This window comes from Pseudoxanthomonas sp. JC1303, assembly GCF_058448525.1.
In genome coordinates this window covers 2,251,997-2,270,000 of sequence record NZ_CP185958.1, presented here as the reverse complement: position 1 = coordinate 2,270,000, position 18,004 = coordinate 2,251,997, and the positions used below count along the sequence as shown (strand labels likewise).

The following is an 18,004-nucleotide window of genomic DNA, read 5'->3' as shown; positions in this document are numbered from 1 at the left end:
GTGAGCCATTACCTCACCAACTAGCTAATCCGACATCGGCTCATCTATCAGCGCCAGGCCCGAAGGTCCCCGGCTTTCCCCCGAAGGGCGTATGCGGTATTAGCGTAAGTTTCCCTACGTTATCCCCCACCAAAAGGTAGATTCCGATGTATTCCTCACCCGTCCGCCACTCGCCACCCAGAGAGCAAGCTCTCCTGTGCTGCCGTTCGACTTGCATGTGTTAGGCCTACCGCCAGCGTTCACTCTGAGCCAGGATCAAACTCTTCACTTAAAACTGCATTGCCTTGCGGCAAAAAGCTTTGAATGCAGACGTCCAATCCAAGCTACGTATCGCTTGCATTTCTACAATCTCTATGTGCTTGTATAAGTCATCTGCAAGATGGACAGCTCGTCCTTCCTGCAGGCGCCCACACAAGTCACCTGCGCATACTTTCAAAGAGCTCGAAGTCGGCCTCAGCGCCTTCCTTCGTGTGCCGAAGCGTTTCCGCTTCAGCGAGCCGCCCATTATAGGGCAGTTTCGAAGTCCGTCAACACCTCGTGATGAGGAATTTTCGAACCCCGCTTCCGCATCCCTAAGCCCGTACCGCTGAGCCGGTGTTGCCGAAGCGAGCCGCCCATTATGCAGGCGTTTCGCAATCCGTCAAGTCCTTCGTGAAAGCTTCATGCCGGATCCCCCCTCCACTCAACCCGGTCAAACCAGGCCGCGCCGAAGCGGGGCGCGAATTATGGGCGCGCCTTCCGCATTTGTGAAGGGGTCGTGACAACTTTTTTCAAAGTTGTTGACGTGATGCACCGCAAAGCCCGCCACAGCGGGCTTTGCGCAGGCTTGAGCTCAGCCTGCCAGCAATCGCACCCGCGCGAAATTGCGCTTGCCGACCTGGAGTACGCCCTCGAAACCCGGCAAGAACTGCAGCCCGGCATCTTCGATCACGACGCCATCGACCTTGACCGCACGCTCCTTGAGCTTGCGGCCGGCCTCGGAGTTGCTGGGCGTCACGCCCGCAGCGGTCAGCAAGGCGCCGATGCGGAGTCCTTCGGCGGGAACGACCACGTCCTGCAATGGCAATAGTGTGGTGTCGCCCTCCCCGCGGACCACCGCATGCCAGCCGGCAACGGCCGTCTCGGCCTGGCTGGCATCGTGGAAGCGCGCTGCCAGTTCGCGGGCCAGGCGCAATTTGACGTCGCGCGGGTTGAGGGCGCCGGACGCGACCTGCGCCCGCAGGTCCTCGGCTTCGGCAACGCCGATCTCGAAACTCAGCAGCTCGATCCAGCGCCACATCAAGGTGTCACCGATCTTCATCGTCTTGGTGACGATATCGATCGCCGGTTCGGCAATGCCGATGTAGTTGCCCAAGGACTTGGACATCTTGTTGACGCCGTCGAGCCCCTCCAGCAGCGGCATGGTCAGGACGATCTGCGGCGGCTGCCCGTGATGCTCCTGCAGGCCACGGCCCATGAGCAGGTTGAACTTCTGGTCGGTGCCGCCCAGTTCGACGTCCGCCTTGAGGGCGACCGAGTCGTATCCCTGGACCAGCGGATAAAGGAATTCGTGGATGGCGATCGACTGCTGGGCGGCATGGCGCTTGGCGAAGTCGTCACGCTCGAGCATGCGCGCCACAGTGTGCTGCCCGGCCAGGCGGATCATGTCGGCGGCAGACATCTGCCCGAACCACTCACTATTGAAGCGCACCTCGGTCCGCTCGCGATCGAGCACCTTGAACACCTGCTCGGCGTAGGTCTCCGCGTTGCTCAGCACGTCCTCGCGGGTCAGGGGCTTGCGGGTGACGTTCTTGCCGGTTGGATCGCCGATCATCCCGGTGAAGTCGCCGATCAGGAAGATGGCCTGATGTCCCAGTTCCTGAAACTGGCGCATCTTGTTCAACAAGACCGTGTGGCCCAGGTGCAGGTCCGGCGCGGTCGGGTCGAAACCCGCCTTGATCCGCAGCGGCCGGCCGGTCCGCAGGCGTTGCTCGAGTTCTTCGAGCTTGAGGATTTCATCGGCTCCACGACCGATCAGTTGCAGTGCTTCCGCGTGTGACACGTGACTTCCTGGATGAATGAAGACAGGCGGGCCGTGACGACAAACTTGAACGTACGGTTAAACCAAGGTTAACGACGATCTGGACGAAAAATCCAATCGACTCAAAGGTTTGACCTGCACTTCCCGCCTGTCTATGGTAGCCGGATTGGGCCTTCCTCTTGGGCCCCAGGGTGAAGACATCGATGCAGATACCGGGGGACGGCAGCCGCCGCAATAAGCAGCGTTTCCGCGAAAGACTGGAAGTTCTCAGGGAATCGGCGATTCATCAGCACGTGACCCGACACCTGCCCAAGGGCCGCTGGACGCGCCGGCAGTGGATCCATGCCTCCTTGTTCACCACCATCGGCATCATGGTGGCGACGATCGTGCCGGGCTTTTCGACGGCGATGCAGCCGACGATCAAGCCGTTGGCGACCTTGCCGCTGGCGCTGCCGCCGCTCGACGCGGACAAGGCCAGCGCGGCCCTTCCCGACAACTGGATGACCGTGAGCGTGCGCCCGGGGCAGACGCTCAGCGGGATGTTCGAAGACATGGGCGTGCCGGCATCCACCCTGGCGCGCATCCTGGAGAACAAGGATGCGGCCCAGGCGTTGAGCCACCTGCATCCGGGCGATGAGCTGGCCTTCGATCTACCGCAGGGCGGCGCCCTGCGTGCGCTGCGCTACGACCGGGACATGGCCACGCGCGTCCAGCTCGACGTGACCGACAGCGCGGTTGCCGAAAGGGTGATCAAGCGCGACGTCAGCACGCGCACCGCCGTGCTCAGCGGCCGCGTGGGCACTTCGCTCAATCGCTCGGCGCGCAAGGCGGGATTGACCGCGGCCAACATCAACGCGCTGACCGACGACATCTTCAAGTACGACATCGACTTCAATTCCGACCTGGACGCTGACGACCGCTTCAGCGTGGTGGTCGAGCAGACTTGGCGCGAGGGCCAGCTGGTGGCCACCGGTCCGGTGCAGGCGGCGACCTTCACCGTGGACGGCAAGCTGCATTCAGGCTTCCGCTTCACACCACCGGGCGGCCAGGCGCAGTACTTCACCGCCAACGGTCGCCCGCTGAAGAAGAGCTTCATCCGTATGCCGATTCCCTACGCACGGCTGAGCTCGCGCTTCGGCGCGCGCCACCATCCGGTGCTGGGCAAGATGCGGATGCACAAGGGCGTGGACTACGCGGCCGCCAGCGGCACGCCGATCATGGCCGCCGGTGACGCGCGCGTGCAGTTCGTCGGGCAGCAGCGTGGCTATGGCAACGTCGTGATCCTGGATCATGGCCGCGGCCGCACCACCCTCTACGGACACATGTCGCGCTTTGCCAAGATCCACCGCGGCGAGCGTATCGCCCAGGGGACGGTCATCGGCTACGTGGGCATGACCGGACTGGCGACCGGTCCGCACCTGCACTACGAATTCCGCGTCAACGGCGTCCACCGCAACCCGCTGACGGTGACCATGCCGCCGCCGGAGCCGCTGTCGGGCAAGGTGCTGGCGCAGTTCAAGACCCAGACCTCCAGTGCGATGGCACGGATCCGCACGGTGGAAAGCGCGATCTATGCCGATGCCGCGCCGGCCCCATCGCAGGGCAAGGTGAGCCTGGCCCAGGCGCTGGACGCCTCGCACAGCCCCCTTTCAAAACAGTGACTCCGCCAGGCGCGCCACGTGCCGGCGGACCGCTGGCGCGCAAGGCCGCGCCAGGCGACCTCTATCTGGGCCTGATCTCCGGAACCAGTGCCGACGGAATCGACGCGGCCCTGGTCCGCTTCGACCCCGATCCTCAGCTCGTGCTGGGCCGCACCTATCGCTGGGACGACGCGCTGCGCGCCCGCCTGATCGAGCTGGGCCAGGGCGGCGAGGCGACATCGCTGGACGAACTGGGCGAGCTGGACGTCCAGGTGGCCCTGGCCTTTGCCCATGCCGCCGGACGCCTGGTCTCTCAGGCCGGGCTTGAACCCAAGCAGGTGCGTGCGATTGGTTCACATGGGCAGACCGTCCGCCATCGCCCTGAAGGGGCCTTCCCCTTCACCTGGCAGATGGGCGACGGCAACGTGATTGCAGAGCGCACCGGCATTTCCACGGTGGCCGATTTCCGACGCCGCGACGTGGCCGCTGGCGGGCATGGCGCGCCGCTGATGCCCGCTTTCCACGCCGCCATGCTGCACAGTGCCCAGGAAGACCGCGCGGTGCTGAACCTGGGCGGCATCGGCAACCTGACCCTGCTGCCCAGCCAGGGCGAGATCCGCGGATTCGACACCGGCCCGGCCAATGCCCTGCTCGATGCCTGGTGCGAGCGCCACACCGGACAGGCCTTCGACGCGGGTGGCGCGTTTGCGGCCAGTGGCCAGGTCGATGCCGACCTGCTCGAGCGCCTGCTGGACGAGCCCTGGTTCGCCCTTCCTCCGCCGAAGAGCACGGGACGTGAGCAGTTCCACCTGGACTGGGTGGACGCCAAGCTGGGAGACGCGACGCTGGCGCCGGCCGACGTGCAGGCCACGCTGGTGGAGCTGAGCGCACTGACGGTCGCCGAGGCGTTGCGCGCGACCCAGGCCGAGACCAAGCGGGTCATGGTCTGCGGAGGCGGCGTCCACAATCCGCTGCTGATGCAGCGTCTGGCCTTGCGCCTGGCCGGCATGACGGTCGAGTCGACCGAGGTCCACGGCTTGCATCCGGACTACGTGGAGGCGATGGGCTTTGCCTGGCTGGCCCGCGAAACCCTGGCCGGTCGGCCGGGCAACCTGCCCAGTGTCAGTGGCGCCAAGGGCCTGCGCGTGTTGGGCGCGCTCTACCCCGCGTAGGCCTGGCGTTTCCTTCGGGAGCGCCACACCCTTTGGGGTGCAGCGCACGGTGTCCGGATCAACGGCCCAGATTGGCGTTGAGGCTGGGCTGGACGATCTCGATCCAGTAGCCATCCGGGTCCTTCACGAAGGCCACGTCCTTCATCTTGCCCTGCTCGGGCCGCTTGACGTATTGGACCCCATTGTCGTCGAACCACTGCACCGCCTTGGCCAGATCCGGCACGGCAAAGCAGATGTGGCCGAAGCCCTGCGGCTGCGCGTTGCCGTCGTGGTAGGCGAAATCGGCCTGGTCCTCGGTGCCCCAGTTGTGGGTCAGCTCCAGGACGCCACGCTGGGCGAACGTCCAGCGGGTGCGCTCGCCGACGTCATCGGGCACCTGATCGGCATCGTTGAGCCGGGCCAGGAAGTAGAGCGAGAACTTCATCTCCGGGAAATCGAGCTTGCGCAGCAGGCTCATGCCGAACACATGCGTGTAATAGGCCAGCGATACCGCCGGGTCCTTGACCCGCAGCATCGTGTGGTTGAGCACGAAACCCTCGGTGTCGGCGGTCGGCGGCTTCACGCCAGGGTGGGATTCGGAAGTGAAGGTCATGGGGGATCCTTAAGTTTTTGCACAACCCGATGCAGCGGTGCGCCGCCCAGGTGACCGGCGCGGTGGCGGGAGGAAGCGCGCCGCTGATGCACCAACCCATGATCGGGAAAACTGGATCCCGGGGTCGATCTTTACCGACTGGACTGCGCGCCCAACCTGACCGCGATACGGCACCTAGCCTGCGCGGGCCACACTCCACGGCCAGGCCGAACTGGCACGCGCCGCCGAGCCAGCGCGCGTCCGCGCCTGAATGCTGCGGTCGCGGCGCATGGGCGCGACCGCCACCTGAGGCCTTAGAACGTCGCGCCCTGCGGCACGGCTCTGAGGGCGGCAATGGCGTCGGACAGGGCGCTGACTTCGGGATCGCTGAAGCCTCCGCGCACCTCGGACTCGACCGAGAACAGGCCGTGTTCGAGCAGGCGGGTGATGGTTTCGGGGATGCTCCAGCCACGGGCGGCCGACACCCGCTGGATGCGGTCGGTCAGGATTGGGTCGAGGTCACGGATGAGCAGGTCGGTCATGGGCTTCGGGGGCAGCGCCTGTCCTGGATTCGGGCTCCTTGATACGACGCCACAGCCACGCAAGCAAGCCCAAGGTGGGGATCACCGTCAGCGCGCTCAGGGTGAAGAAGGCTGAATAGGACGTCGCCTCGACGATATAGCCCGACACGCCGCCCACGAACTTGCCCGGCAGATTGGCCAATGAGACCAGCAGGGCGTATTGGGTCGCGGTGAAATTGCGGTCGGTCAGCGAGGACATGAACGCCACCAGCACCGTGCCGGCAAAGCCCTGCGAGAAATTGTCCGCGCTCAACGCCGCGTAGAAGGCCCACAGCTGTCCCGGGTGCTGGGCCATCAGCAGGAAGGCCAGGTTGGACAGGGCCACGGCCAGCGCCGCCACCAGCAGCATCCGCCGGAAGCCGAAGGCGGCGATCGCCACGCCCCCGCCGAAGGCCCCCACGATGCTCATCCACACCCCGAACAGCTTAGAGACCGTGGCGATGTCGGCCTTGGTGAAGCCCGAATCCAAGTAGAACGGGCCGGCCATCACCCCGATCACTTGGTCCGGAAACTTGTACAGCCCGACGAACAGCAGCAGGCCCAGCGCCAGCTTCCAGCCATTGGTGGTGAAGAAGCTCACGATCGGCTGCCAGAACGCCCCGGCGAAGTCGATCCGGCGCACCACGGTGGCCTCCGGCTGCACCGGCTCGCGGCTGAGCAGCGTGGTGATCACCGGGATGAGCATCAGCGCGGCCATGCCGAAGTAGGCGATGCGCCAGCCCTCAAACTGGGCCAGGTACAGCGCGCCGGCGCCGCTGACGATCAGCGCCACGCGGTAGCCGAGGATGTAGGTCGCCGCCAGCGCGGCCTGCGCGCTCTCCGGCGCGATCTCGATCCGGTAGGCGTCGACCACCGAATCCTGCGTCGCCCCGGCAAAAGAGCCGACCAGCACCCAGGCCACCAGCCCGCCCACGCCCAGCTCCGGACGCATCGCGCCCAGGGCAAACAGGCTGATGGTCACCAGCAACTGCGCGGTCAGCAGCCACGAGCGACGTCGGCCCAGCCCGGCCAGCAGCGGCAACCGGTAGCGGTCGATCAACGGCGCCCAGGCGAACTTGAGCAGGTAGAAGAAGCTGGCCAGGCTGATCAGGCCGATCTCGCCCAGCTGCAGGCCCACATCGCGCAGGCGCGTGGACAGGGTCTGTGAGGCGATCAGCAGGAACGGCAGGCCGCTGCCGAAGCCCAGCAGGGCCATGGTCAACGCCGAGGGCGTGCCGAAGGCATCGCGGATGCCACGCCAGCCCTTGTAGCGCCGCGCCGGGGCAGGCGCCTTGCGATCGCTCATTGCGCGTAGTCCACGATGAACGGCGCATGGTCGGAGAAGCGTTCGGCCCTGTAGATCGCGCAGCCCTGCAGGCGCTCACGCAGGGATGGGGTGGCGAACTGGTAATCGATGCGCCATCCCACGTTGTTGGCCCGCGCCTGGCCGCGGTTGCTCCACCAGGTGTAGTCCTCACCGGCCGGATGCAGCGCGCGATAGACATCGACCCAGCCGCGCCCACTGGCCAGGTCGGCATCGGCCGCCTGGTCGGCACACAGGCCGTTGAGCCAGTCGCGCTCCGGTGGCAGGCAGCCGGAGTTCTTCTGGTTGGATTTCCAGTTCTTGATATCCAGCGCGCTGCGCACGATGTTCCAATCCCCGCACAGCACGTAGTCGCGGCCACTGGCCAGCCACTGGTCCAGGATCGGCCGCAGCCAGTCCATCACCTTGAACTTGTAGTCCTGGCGGACCTCGCCCGACGAGCCCGACGGGATATAGAACGACACCACGCTCAGGTTGCCGTAGCGCGCCTCGATGTAGCGCCCCTCCTCGTCGAAGGCCTCCCAGCCCAGCGCGGTGCGCACTTCGTCCGGCTCGCGGCGGCTGTAGATCGCCACACCCGAGTAGCCCTTCTTGGTGGTGGCGTCGCGAAACCAGGCCTTGTAGCCGGCCGGCAGGAACGCCGGCCCGGTGAGCTGGTGCTCCTGGGCCTTGGTCTCCTGGACGCACAGCACGTCGGCGTCCTGCTCGTTGAACCAGTCGAAAAAGCCCTTGGAGGCGGCCGAACGCAGGCCGTTGGCGTTGAAGCTGATGATGCGCATGAGGTCTGACAAGTCTGGAGCAGCGGACAAGCCCCCAGCATACCGTCCAGCGACCGGTGCGCTGCCTGTTACCCTTTCGCGCCCCCCACTTCCAGGCCTGTCCGCCATGTCCGACCATCGCTCGCGCTTCCTGCAGCTGGCCCTGCGCGCCAACGCGCTGCGCTTTGGTGAGTTCACCCTCAAGTCCGGGCGCCTGAGCCCGTATTTCTTCAACGCCGGGCGCTTCGACAGTGGCGCGGCCATGGCCGAGCTGGCCGTCTGCTATGCCGATGCCATCGAGGCGGCGGGCGTCGAGTTCGACCTGCTGTTTGGGCCAGCCTATAAGGGGATCCCGCTGGCCACGGCGCTGGGCGTGGAATTCGCCCGCCGCGGGCGCGACCTGCCGCTGGCCTTCAACCGCAAGGAGGCCAAGGACCATGGCGAAGGCGGCACCCTGATCGGCGCGCCGCTGGACGAGCGCCGGGTGCTGATCGTCGACGACGTGATCACCGCCGGCACCGCCATCCGCGAGGCCCTGGCCCTGATCGACACCGCCGGCGGCCGCCCGGCCGGCATCGTGGTGGCGCTGGACCGCCAGGAAATCCTGAACGAGGCCGGCGAGCGGCGCTCTGCCGCCCAGAGCGTAGCCGCCGAGACCGGCGTGCCGGTGATCGCCGTGGCCAGCCTGCAGGACCTGCTTGCATTCGCCGGGGAAAACGCCGAACTTGTCGGCCATCGCGAGCAGTTGCTGGCCTATCGGGCCCGTTACGGCTCGGCCGCGACGTAACCGACAGCAGGGGGCTGTCTCATGTCCAGGTCCATCCTCGCTCTGCTCCTGATTCCGCTGGCGGCGACGGCCCTGCCGGCACAAGCCGCGCAGGACAAGGCAAAGCCCAAGAAGCTCTACTGCTGGAACGACCCCAAGAGCGGTCGTACCTGCAGTGATGCGCTGCCGCCGGACCAGGTGAACAGTGCACGCGACGAGTTCAGCGCCAAGAGCGGGATGCGCGTGGGCGAAGTGGATCAGGCCATGAGTGCCGATGAGCGCGCCGAGGCCGCCGCCGCCGCCGCACAGGCCCGGGCCGACAAGGCCGCCGAAGACACCCGTCGGCGCACCGAGCAGGCCATGCTGCTGTCCTATCCCAATGAAGAGCAGCTCAAGCGCGTCTTCGACGAGCGCACCTCGATCGTGGACAACAGTGTGGACACGGCCCGCTACAACGTCGCCAGCCTGCGCGACGGCCTGGTCAGCAAGCTGCAACAGGCCGGCAGCGCCGAGTTGGCCGGCAAGCCGGTCAACGCCAAGTTGGCCGATGAGATCCGCCAACGCCACCTCGAACTGATGCGCCAGCAGGCGCTGCTGCAGAGCTTCGAACAGCAGCGCCGTGAACTCAGCAGCGAGGTCCAGGACACGCTGCAGCGCTACCGGGAACTCAAGAGCGGCAGCACGCCGACCGGCTGATCCCAGCGCCGGACCAGCGTCTCAGGGAGGAGACCTTGCACCAGGACGGCCCGCACGCCGCCCGACAGCTCGACGCCATCGCCGTGAACTCAGCAGCGAGGTCCAGGACACGCTGCAGCGCTACCGGGAACTCAAGAGCGGCAGCACGCCGACCGGCTGATCCCAGCGCCGGACCAGCGTCTCGGGGAGGAGACCTTGCACCAGGACGGCCCGCACGCCGCCAGACAGGTCGACGCCATCGCCTAGGCGAATCTGCGGTGCGGCCACGACCAGCGCTAGCCCACGCCCCCGCCGCTGCCTGCGGTCACTTCTTGTCTGCGTCCCCGCTTCCAGCGACGCCGCAAGACCGTAGCCGTGCGTGGCATCGCCGTGCAGGTCACGGCGGGTTCGTGGATGGCACAGCCCCTGGAGCACGTCGCGCTGACACTCTGCCTGGTGTGGGCGGGGCTGCTGTCAGCATGCATCAAACCCCGCGCTAGCGCGCTCTTCGGTCCCACCAAAGGAAAGGCAGGCAAGGCAGCAGCGCTGGTCTGCTGTCGCCCTACCCCGCCAGGCCCGGCTAGAACGTAAGCGTCAGGTCCGGCGCGACGGCCTTGAGCTGCTCGCGGAAGGCGGAGCGGACCCGCTCCAGCGCAGCGCTGTTCTCTCCCTCGAAGCGCAGGACCAGGATCGGCGTGGTGTTGGACGCCCGGATCAGGCCCCAGCCGTCGTCCCAGTCCGCGCGCAGGCCATCGATGGTGGACAGCCGCGCGCCATCGAACTGGGCCGACGCCAGGAACTGCTCGACGATCGCATGCGCATCGCCACTGGCGACCGGGACCTTGATCTCGGGAGTCGACACACTGTCGGGCAAGGCGTCGAGCACCTCGTCCGGGGTCTCGTCGCGGGCGGCCAGGATCTCCAGCAGGCGCGCCGCCGCATACAGGCCATCGTCGAACCCGTACCAGCGCTCCTGGAAGAAGAAATGGCCACTCATCTCACCGGCCAGCTCGGCGCCGGTCTCGCGCATCTTGGCCTTGATCAGCGAATGCCCGGTCTGCCACATCAGCGGCGTCCCACCGTTGCGCAGGACCCAGCCCTGCAGGCCACCGGTGCATTTGACGTCGTAGATCACCATCGCACCGGGATTGCGCTCGAGCACGTCGGCGGCGAACAGCATCAGCAGGCGATCGGGGAACACCACGCGGCCGGCCTTGGTCACCACGCCGAGCCGGTCGCCATCGCCGTCGAAGGCCAGGCCGATATCGGCATCGAAGCGCTTGACCGTCTGTTCCAGGTCCTTGAGGTTGTCCGGTTCGCTCGGATCGGGATGGTGGTTGGGGAAGGTGCCGTCGATATCGCAATACAGCGGCACCACCTCGGCGCCGATCGCCTCCATCAGGATCGGCGCCAGTTCGCCGGCCACGCCGTTGCCGGCATCGACCACGACCTTGAGCGGACGGGCCAGCTGCACGTCCTCGGCAATGCGCTGGACGTAGTCCTCGGCCACTTCGCGCTGCTGCAGGTTGCCGCGCTCGGCGCTGTGCAGGCGGTTCTCGCTGATCCGCGTGTACAGGTCGGTGATGGTGGCGCCGGAGAGGGTCTCACCGCCGATCACGACCTTGAAGCCGTTGTAGTCCGGGGGGTTATGACTGCCGGTGACCGCCACGCAGGTGCCGGTGCGCAGGTGGAACGCGGCGAAATACGCCACCGGCGTGGGCACCATGCCGATGTCGATCACATCGCGACCGGCCTTGCGCAGGCCTTCGATCAGGGCCGAGGACATTTCCGGGCCGGACAGGCGGCCGTCGCGGGCCACGACCACTTCGGTCAGGCCCTGCTCGGCCATCACCGAGCCGATCGCCTGGCCGATGAGTTCGGCCACCGGCACGCTCAGGGTCTTGCCGACCACGCCGCGGATGTCATAGGCGCGGAAGATGCCCGGATCCACCGTGACCGAACGCGCGGCCTTGGCCACGACAGCGGCCTCGGCGCTCGCGGCTGCGGCGTCCGGGGCCTCGGCGGGGGTCCCGGGCGCGCCCGGCGAGGGCGGCGCAGACGCCCCGACCTGCAGGGCCTGGCCCAGGGTCAGGCCCGAATCCTCTTCCTCGCCTGCGCCCTTGCGCGCCAGCTTGGGCACCTTGAGCCGGCCCATGGCCAGCAGCGCCACCAGGATGGCCAGCACCACCAGCAGCCCCGCCACGATCAGGCAGGGCATCGCGCCCAGACCCATCGGACCCTCGGTCTTGGCCGGCAATCCCGCGACCACGCGCAAACCGGAGCTACCCACCGGGCGTGACAGCGCATCGGCGCTGCCGGACAGATCGGTCTGCCCGATCTCGCGCAGTGTGTAGTCTCCCTGCCGCAGGCCGAGGTAGGCGTCGGACATGCGGGCCTGGTCCAGCGCGCCGGTCAGCAGGGTGATCGGCAGGCGCACATAGAGCAAGCGCGAACTCACCGGCACCGCCATGCCCAGGCCGGTGTCCTTGCCATCGCGCACGGCGCGTACCACCGCGCCCTTGGCCTGCGCGGCCGACTCCAGCAGCGCCAGGCGGCTGTAGCCGAACGTGGCCGCATCGGCATAGGCCTGCTGCAGCTCGATCGGCAGCAGGGCCACGCTCTGCACCTCCGGCCAGCCGCTCTGGATGGCCGCGCCGACGGCCACGGTGTCGTCGGCCGCCACGGCGGCCTGCATGGCCGGGCTGGCCACGCGCTCGTTGAGACGATCGGTCTGACGCTTGATGGTCTGCGTCAGCGCGGTGACCGCGGCATCGCGTGCTTCGATCAGCGCGTCATGGCGCGCGTCCTCGCGCATCTGCACCCAGCCACTCCAGCCGAACCATCCGGCCAGCAGTATCAACAGGACCGACAGCAGCAGGATCTTCTGCGTCGAATCCTGCTTGGCGTTCCCCAGTTTCGATCCGGCCATGCGTACATCTGCCCCTGTCAGCGGACGCCCGTGTGGCCAAAGCCCCCTTCTCCACGCGCGCTTTCTACGAAAGTATCCACGATCTTCAACTGAACGCGCGCGATGGGCAACACCACCAACTGCGCGACGCGGTCCCCGGGCTGGATCACGAAGGACTCCGCGCTGCGATTCCACAGACTGATCAGCAGGGGGCCCTGATAGTCGGCATCGATCAGGCCGGTGCCGTTGCCCAGCACGATGCCATGGCGATGCCCCAGGCCCGAACGCGGCAGCACCACGGCGCACAGGTTGGGATCGCCCAGGTGGATGGCGATGCCGCTGGGGACCAGCGCCGACTCGCCCGGGGCCAGCGTCAGCGACGTTTCCAGGGCCGCACGCAGGTCCATCCCGGCCGATGCGGCGGTGGCATAGGCCGGCAGCGGCCAGCTGTCGCCGAAGCGCGGGTCGAGCAGTTTCACTTCCATGGGCAGGCTCATGCGGTCAGGCGCTCCTGGATCAGTTCGACCAGCGCATCGGCCAGTTCGGTCTTGGGGGCCGAAGGGAACTCGCGCTGACCATCCTTCCAGAAGGCGGTCATCGCGTTGCGATCGCTCTCGAAACCGCCGTCGGGAATGCCCACGCGGTTGGCCACGATCATGTCCAGGCGCTTGGCCGCCAGCTTGCCGCGCGCGTAGTCGGCGACCCGCTCGGTCTCGGCGGCGAAACCGACCACCAGCTTGAGCGGCTCCTCCGAAGCGGCGACCTCGGCCAGGATGTCCGGCGTGCGCACCAGGTCCAGGGCCAGCGACTCGCTGGACTTCTTGATCTTGTTCGGCGCCGGCACCCGCGGGGTGTAGTCGGCCACGGCGGCTGCGCCGATGTAGATATCCGCCGGCAGCGCGTCGAAGACCGCCGCGCGCATCTGCGCGGCCGAGCGCACGTCGATCCGGGTGACGCCCGACGGGGTCTTGAGGTTCACCGGGCCGGCGACCAGGGTGACCTTGGCTCCGCGACGCACCGCCGCCTCAGCGACGGCAAAGCCCATCTTGCCGCTGCTGCGGTTGCCCAGGTAGCGCACCGGGTCCAGATCCTCGTAGGTCGGCCCAGCGCTGACCAGCACGTGCAGGCCCGACAGCGGACCATCGGTCACGAGGGCCACCGGCGCGGAGTCGGCCGACCGTCCAGCCAGGGCGGCCACGATGGCCTCCGGCTCGCTCAGGCGCCCCGGCCCGGACTCGCCCTCGGCCAGCGGGCCGTCTTCCGGACCGATCACCTGCACGCCACGCGCGCGCAAGGTGTCGACATTCGCCTGGGTGGCGGCATGCCCCCACATGATGTGGTTCATCGCCGGGCACACGGTGATCGGCGCGGTGGTCGCCAGCGCCAGCGTGGTGACCAGGTCGTCGGCCAGGCCGTGCGCCAGATGGGCCAGCAGGTCGGCGGTGGCCGGGGCGATCAGGACCCGGTCGGCCCAGCGCGCCAGTTCGATGTGCCCCATGGAGGCCTCGGCGGCGCTGTCCCACAGGCTGGTGCGGGTGGGCTGGCCGGACAAGGCCTGGAAGCTCAGCGGGGTGACGAACTGCTGCGCCCCGGCGGTCATGGCCACCTGCACCTGCGCGCCGGCCTGGCGCAGCCGGCGCACCAGTTCCAAGGATTTATAGGCGGCGATGCCACCCCCGACACACAACAGGATGCGTTGTCCTTCCAGGGCCTGGGCCACGTCAGATTTTTCCGAACCGAAACAGGCCGACAGCTTACCCGACCGCCCCGCGCGCCCTGATAGCGCCTGGGCACCGGCGTACGCACAGTGGGCATGAGGCCGCACGGAGGCGGCCGCACGGCAAAGGACCCGCCATGCACATCCGCGACTGGCCCGTCGACGAGCGCCCCCGCGAAAAACTGCTGGCGCGCGGCGCCGGCGCCCTGTCCGATGCCGAGCTGCTGGCGATCTTCCTCGGCTCGGGCCTGCCCGGGCGCGACGCGGTGCAGACCGCACGCGACCTGCTCGGTACCCACGGCCCGCTGCGGGGATTGCTGGACCGCAGCCCCAAGGCCATGGCCCGGCTGCCGGGGCTGGGACCGGCGCGCGCCTGCCAGCTGGCCGCCGCGCTGGAACTGGGCCAGCGCCACCTGGCGGCCGGCCTGGAGCGCGGCCAGGCCTTGACCGACCCGCACGCGGCCGGCCGCTATTTCGCGCTGAAGCTGCGGGCGCAGCCGCGCGAGGTGTTCGCCGCGCTGTTCCTGGACACCCGGCATCGGGCCCTGGCCTTCGAGGAACTGTTCAGCGGCAGCGTGGATGCCGCCGAAGTCCATCCGCGCGAAGTCGTGCGCCGGGCGCTGGCCCACAACGCCGCGGCCGTGATCGTCGGCCACAACCATCCCAGCGGAAACCCGGAGCCCTCGGCCGCCGACCGCGCGGTCACCGCGCGCCTGAAAGAGGCGCTGGCGTTGGTCGACGTGCGCCTGCTGGATCATTTTGTGATCGCCGACGGTCCGCCGGTGTCGCTGGCCGCGCGCGGCTGGGTCTGACCACGGCGTCCTGTCCGCGAGGACCTCGAAGCCATTCAGGCGGGCCGGCGCGCGGCCCGGTCTGCGCTAAAATGCGCGGTCCCGCGTTTGCCGCAGTGACCTCCCACGTGAAATCCGAACTCCGCGCCCTCATCGACCAGGGCATCGACGCCCTGCGCCAGGCCGGCACCCTGCCTGCCGAGACCGCCACCCCGGACTTCACGGTCGAGCGCCCCAAGACCCGCGAACACGGCGACTTCGCCACCAATGCGGCCATGCTGCTGGCCAAGCCGGCGCGCACCAATCCGCGCGCCCTGGCCCAAGCGCTGGTCGACGCGCTGCCGGCCAGCGACGACATCGCCAAGGTCGAGATCGCCGGCCCGGGCTTCATCAACTTTCATCTGGCCAACGCCGCCTATCAGCGCGAGGCCGTGGCCGCGCTGACCCAGGGCGCGCAGTACGGCCGCAACGCCTCCGGCGCCGGCCGCACGGTGGGCGTGGAATACGTCTCGGCCAATCCGACCGGCCCGCTGCACGTGGGTCATGGCCGCGCCGCGGTGATCGGCGACTGCCTGGCGCGCGTGCTGGCCGCCAACGGCTGGAACGCCAAGCGCGAGTTCTATTACAACGACGCCGGCGTGCAGATCGAGAACCTGGCCAAGTCCACCTCCGCGCGCCTGCACGGGCTCAAGCCCGGCGACGCCGACTGGCCGGAGGCCGCCTACAACGGCGACTACATCGCCGACGTCGCCGCCGCCTACCTGCGCGGCGATGCGATCGAGATCGAAGGCCACACCATCACCGGCGCGGCGGACATCGAGGACCTCGACGCCATCCGCCGCTTCGCAGTGGCCTACCTGCGCCGCGAGCAGAACGCCGACCTGGCCGCGTTCGGGGTGGGCTTCGATGTGTATTTCCTGGAAAGCTCGCTCTACAACGACGGCAAGGTCGACGAGACCGTCGCCAAGCTCAACGCCTCGGGCCACACCTACGAGGAAGGCGGCGCGCTGTGGCTGCGCTCGACCGATTTCGGTGACGACAAGGACCGCGTGATGCGCAAGTCCGACGGCACCTATACCTATTTCCTGCCGGACGTGGCCTATCACCTGTCCAAGTGGCAGCGCGGCTACGAGCGCGCGATCACCGAGCTGGGCGCCGACCACCATGGCTCGCTGGCGCGCGTGCGCGCCGGCCTGCAGGCGCTGGACGTGGGCATTCCCAAGGGCTGGCCCGAATACGTGCTGCACCAGATGGTCACGGTGATGCGCGGCGGCGAGGAAGTGAAGCTCTCCAAGCGCGCCGGCAGCTACCTGACCCTGCGCGACCTGATCGAGGAGGCCGGCGCGGATGCCACGCGCTGGTTCCTGATCGCGCGCAAGCCCGATTCGCAGCTGACCTTCGACATCGACCTGGCCCGCGAGCAGAGCAAGGACAACCCGGTCTTCTACGTCCAATACGCCCACGCCCGCGTGTGCAGCCTGCTGCGCCGGGTCGAGGAGAAGGGTTATGCGGCCTATGACCAGGCCGCCGGCATCGCCGCCTTGCCCTCGCTGACCGACGCGTCCTCCATCTCGCTGATGGTGGAGCTGTCGCGCTATCCGGAAGTGGTCGAGGCCGCGGGCGTGTCGCTGGAACCGCACGCCATCGCGCAGTACCTGCGCGAGCTGGCCTATGCTTTCCAGGCCTGGTACGACGGCGAGCCGATCCTTATCGACGACGCCGACGCGCGCAACGCGCGCCTGGCCCTGGCCTGCGCGGTCCGCCAGGCCCTGGCCAACGGCCTGGAGCTGCTGGGCGTCTCCGCGCCCGAGCGCATGTAACCCCTTTCAAGAGACGAACACACCGATGCCGGCAAAACGCGGGAAATCCCAGGCCAAGCGCAACACCAGCCACGGCACGCCCGGCTGGGTCTGGCTGATCGCAGGACTGGTGCTGGGCGCGGCCGCCTTCTTCATCGTGCCGGGCCTGCTGAAGAAGGACGGCAACGACTTCGTGCGTCCGCGCCCGAATCCCGACGCCCAGCCTGCCGCGGCCGCCAGCGACGACGAGCTGCCGCCCCCGGTGGCCAGTGAGGACGGCCCGGCCACCACCGCCGGCAAGACCAAGCCCAGCAAGCCGGCCGACAAGCCCACCCAGTACGATTTCTATACCCTGCTGCCGGGCCGCGAAGTGCAGATGTCCGACGCCGAACTGGCCGCCAGCGCGCGGGCCGAGGAAGAGCGCAAGGCGCGCGCGGCGTTGACCCAGCAGGCCGAAGCGGCCAAGGACGACAAGGCCCTCGGCAACGGCAAGCCCAACCCGGATGCGGCCCCGTTGGCCTCCCAGCAGCCCACGCCGCTGGACGAGATGACCAAGACGCCCAGCGCCTCGCCTGCCCCGACCTCGGTCGCCGCCGCGGCCCAGTCCAATGCCGTGGCCAGCGCCGCCGGCGATGTCGCCTACATCCTGCAGGCCGGCAGCTTCAGCGCCTCCGGCGATGCCGAGGCGACCAAGGCCAAGATCGCGATGCTCGGCCTGAGCGCGCGGGTCGAATCCGGACAGTCCGGCGGCAAGACCGTCTACCGGGTGCGCATGGGACCGTACGGCACCGCCAGCGAACTGGCCGAGGCCAAGCGCAAGCTCAGCGCCAGCGGACTGCCGGCGATGGCGATCAAGGCCCGGTGAGCCGGGCTGCGATGAGCCCGCGCCGGCGCATCGTGGTGGCGGCGGCGATCGCCTTCGCCCTGGATTTCGCGCTGGGCTTCCTCGCCGCGCGCCTGTTGCCGGGCCGCCTGTTGATGCTGGAGCTGGGTGGCAACAGCTTCGTCCAGCCTGCCAGCTGCGTGATCCTGGCCCTGTGCATGGCGCTGGGCGGATGGATCGTCGGGCGGCGCTTCCTGCCGGTGGCCGTGGTGCTGGTCCTGATGCTGCAGCTGGTGGCGACCGGATTGCTGGTCCAGATCGCACACACCACGATGCCGCACAGCCCCCTAAGCTTGGTCGGTCAGATGGTGCTACGCAGCTACGCGCTCGGCTTCGGCCTGCAACTACTGGCCGCCGCACTGGGCGCCCTGGCCGGCGCCGCGCTGCATCGATCGCGCCCGTTCCCGCTGCTTCGCTAGG

16 protein-coding genes and 1 rRNA gene (1 of these 17 only partly in view) are annotated in these 18,004 nt (G+C 68.1%); 8 read left to right on the top strand and 9 right to left on the bottom strand.

Annotated elements, in window-relative coordinates; all coding sequences use genetic code 11:
* Positions 1 to 271 (bottom strand): 16S ribosomal RNA (locus ACORQU_RS09965); it reaches 1,274 nt to the left of the window's first position.
* A 561-nt stretch (positions 272 to 832) separates the two neighbouring features.
* The gene (gene tyrS / locus ACORQU_RS09960) at positions 833 to 2,041 is read right to left on the bottom strand and encodes a tyrosine--tRNA ligase (protein WP_271647415.1); all 1,209 of its coding nucleotides are present in this window, start codon (positions 2,039 to 2,041) and stop codon (positions 833 to 835) included.
* 182 nt (positions 2,042 to 2,223) lie between these two features.
* On the opposite strand from tyrS, the gene ACORQU_RS09955 reads away from it, so the two are divergent.
* Both ACORQU_RS09955 and ACORQU_RS09950 read left to right on the top strand, forming a co-directional pair.
* The gene (locus ACORQU_RS09955; RefSeq protein WP_271647416.1) at positions 2,224 to 3,681 is read left to right on the top strand and encodes a peptidoglycan DD-metalloendopeptidase family protein; all 1,458 of its coding nucleotides are present in this window, start codon (positions 2,224 to 2,226) and stop codon (positions 3,679 to 3,681) included.
* Positions 3,682 to 3,713: 32 nt separating this feature from the next.
* Positions 3,714 to 4,832, top strand: a complete 1,119-nt coding sequence (locus ACORQU_RS09950; protein WP_491645050.1) for an anhydro-N-acetylmuramic acid kinase — start codon at positions 3,714 to 3,716, stop codon at positions 4,830 to 4,832.
* A 58-nt stretch (positions 4,833 to 4,890) separates the two neighbouring features.
* Here ACORQU_RS09950 and gloA read toward each other — a convergent pair whose 3' ends face one another.
* The 4 genes from gloA to ACORQU_RS09930 all read right to left on the bottom strand — a co-directional run bounded on the left by gloA (position 4,891) and on the right by ACORQU_RS09930 (position 8,066).
* Positions 4,891 to 5,424 (bottom strand): lactoylglutathione lyase, encoded by a 534-nt coding sequence (gene gloA, locus ACORQU_RS09945; RefSeq protein WP_491641026.1) that lies wholly within the window; start codon positions 5,422 to 5,424, stop codon positions 4,891 to 4,893.
* A gap of 293 nt (positions 5,425 to 5,717) precedes the next feature.
* A complete protein-coding gene (locus tag ACORQU_RS09940; RefSeq protein ID WP_491641025.1) occupies positions 5,718 to 5,945 on the bottom strand; it encodes a hypothetical protein in 228 nt (75 codons plus the stop codon).
* Entirely contained in the window at positions 5,923 to 7,269 is a 1,347-nt protein-coding gene (locus tag ACORQU_RS09935; protein ID WP_491641024.1) for an AmpG family muropeptide MFS transporter, read from the bottom strand. The genes ACORQU_RS09940 and ACORQU_RS09935 overlap by 23 nt, the downstream gene beginning before the upstream one ends.
* Positions 7,266 to 8,066, bottom strand: a complete 801-nt coding sequence (locus ACORQU_RS09930; protein WP_271647425.1) for an exodeoxyribonuclease III — start codon at positions 8,064 to 8,066, stop codon at positions 7,266 to 7,268. Before ACORQU_RS09930 ends, ACORQU_RS09935 begins: the two co-directional genes overlap by 4 nt.
* 106 nt (positions 8,067 to 8,172) lie before the next feature.
* Between ACORQU_RS09930 and pyrE the strand changes: the two genes are divergently transcribed.
* Both pyrE and ACORQU_RS09920 read left to right on the top strand, forming a co-directional pair.
* Positions 8,173 to 8,832, top strand: coding sequence for an orotate phosphoribosyltransferase (pyrE, locus tag ACORQU_RS09925; RefSeq protein WP_271647426.1), 660 nt, complete (start codon positions 8,173 to 8,175; stop codon positions 8,830 to 8,832).
* A 21-nt stretch (positions 8,833 to 8,853) separates the two neighbouring features.
* The gene (locus ACORQU_RS09920; RefSeq protein WP_491641023.1) at positions 8,854 to 9,507 is read left to right on the top strand and encodes a hypothetical protein; all 654 of its coding nucleotides are present in this window, start codon (positions 8,854 to 8,856) and stop codon (positions 9,505 to 9,507) included.
* 559 nt (positions 9,508 to 10,066) lie between these two features.
* Here ACORQU_RS09920 and ACORQU_RS09915 read toward each other — a convergent pair.
* From ACORQU_RS09915 to coaBC, 3 genes are read right to left on the bottom strand one after another with little or no spacing between them, the layout of a single operon-like run.
* Complete coding sequence (locus ACORQU_RS09915) at positions 10,067 to 12,415, bottom strand: phosphomannomutase/phosphoglucomutase (RefSeq protein WP_491641022.1); 2,349 nt, start codon at positions 12,413 to 12,415, stop codon at positions 10,067 to 10,069.
* A 17-nt stretch (positions 12,416 to 12,432) separates the two neighbouring features.
* Positions 12,433 to 12,891, bottom strand: coding sequence for a dUTP diphosphatase (gene dut / locus ACORQU_RS09910; protein ID WP_271647429.1), 459 nt, complete (start codon positions 12,889 to 12,891; stop codon positions 12,433 to 12,435).
* Positions 12,888 to 14,147, bottom strand: a complete 1,260-nt coding sequence (coaBC, locus tag ACORQU_RS09905) for a bifunctional phosphopantothenoylcysteine decarboxylase/phosphopantothenate--cysteine ligase CoaBC (RefSeq protein WP_491645049.1) — start codon at positions 14,145 to 14,147, stop codon at positions 12,888 to 12,890. Before coaBC ends, dut begins: the two co-directional genes overlap by 4 nt.
* 101 nt (positions 14,148 to 14,248) lie before the next feature.
* On the opposite strand from coaBC, the gene radC reads away from it, so the two are divergent.
* The 4 genes from radC to ACORQU_RS09885 all read left to right on the top strand — a co-directional run bounded on the left by radC (position 14,249) and on the right by ACORQU_RS09885 (position 18,003).
* On the top strand, positions 14,249 to 14,923 hold the full coding sequence (gene radC / locus ACORQU_RS09900; RefSeq protein WP_491641021.1) for a RadC family protein: 675 nt from the start codon (positions 14,249 to 14,251) through the stop codon (positions 14,921 to 14,923).
* A 107-nt stretch (positions 14,924 to 15,030) separates the two neighbouring features.
* Positions 15,031 to 16,722 carry an arginine--tRNA ligase gene (argS, locus tag ACORQU_RS09895; RefSeq protein WP_491641020.1) on the top strand — a complete coding sequence of 564 codons (1,692 nt, stop codon included), beginning with the start codon at positions 15,031 to 15,033 and terminating at the stop codon, positions 16,720 to 16,722.
* A gap of 25 nt (positions 16,723 to 16,747) precedes the next feature.
* Entirely contained in the window at positions 16,748 to 17,566 is an 819-nt protein-coding gene (locus ACORQU_RS09890) for an SPOR domain-containing protein (protein WP_271647434.1), read from the top strand.
* A gap of 11 nt (positions 17,567 to 17,577) precedes the next feature.
* Positions 17,578 to 18,003: a hypothetical protein gene (locus ACORQU_RS09885; RefSeq protein WP_491641019.1), complete on the top strand. Its 426-nt coding sequence runs from the start codon at positions 17,578 to 17,580 to the stop codon at positions 18,001 to 18,003.
* Position 18,004 lies beyond the last annotated feature (1 nt).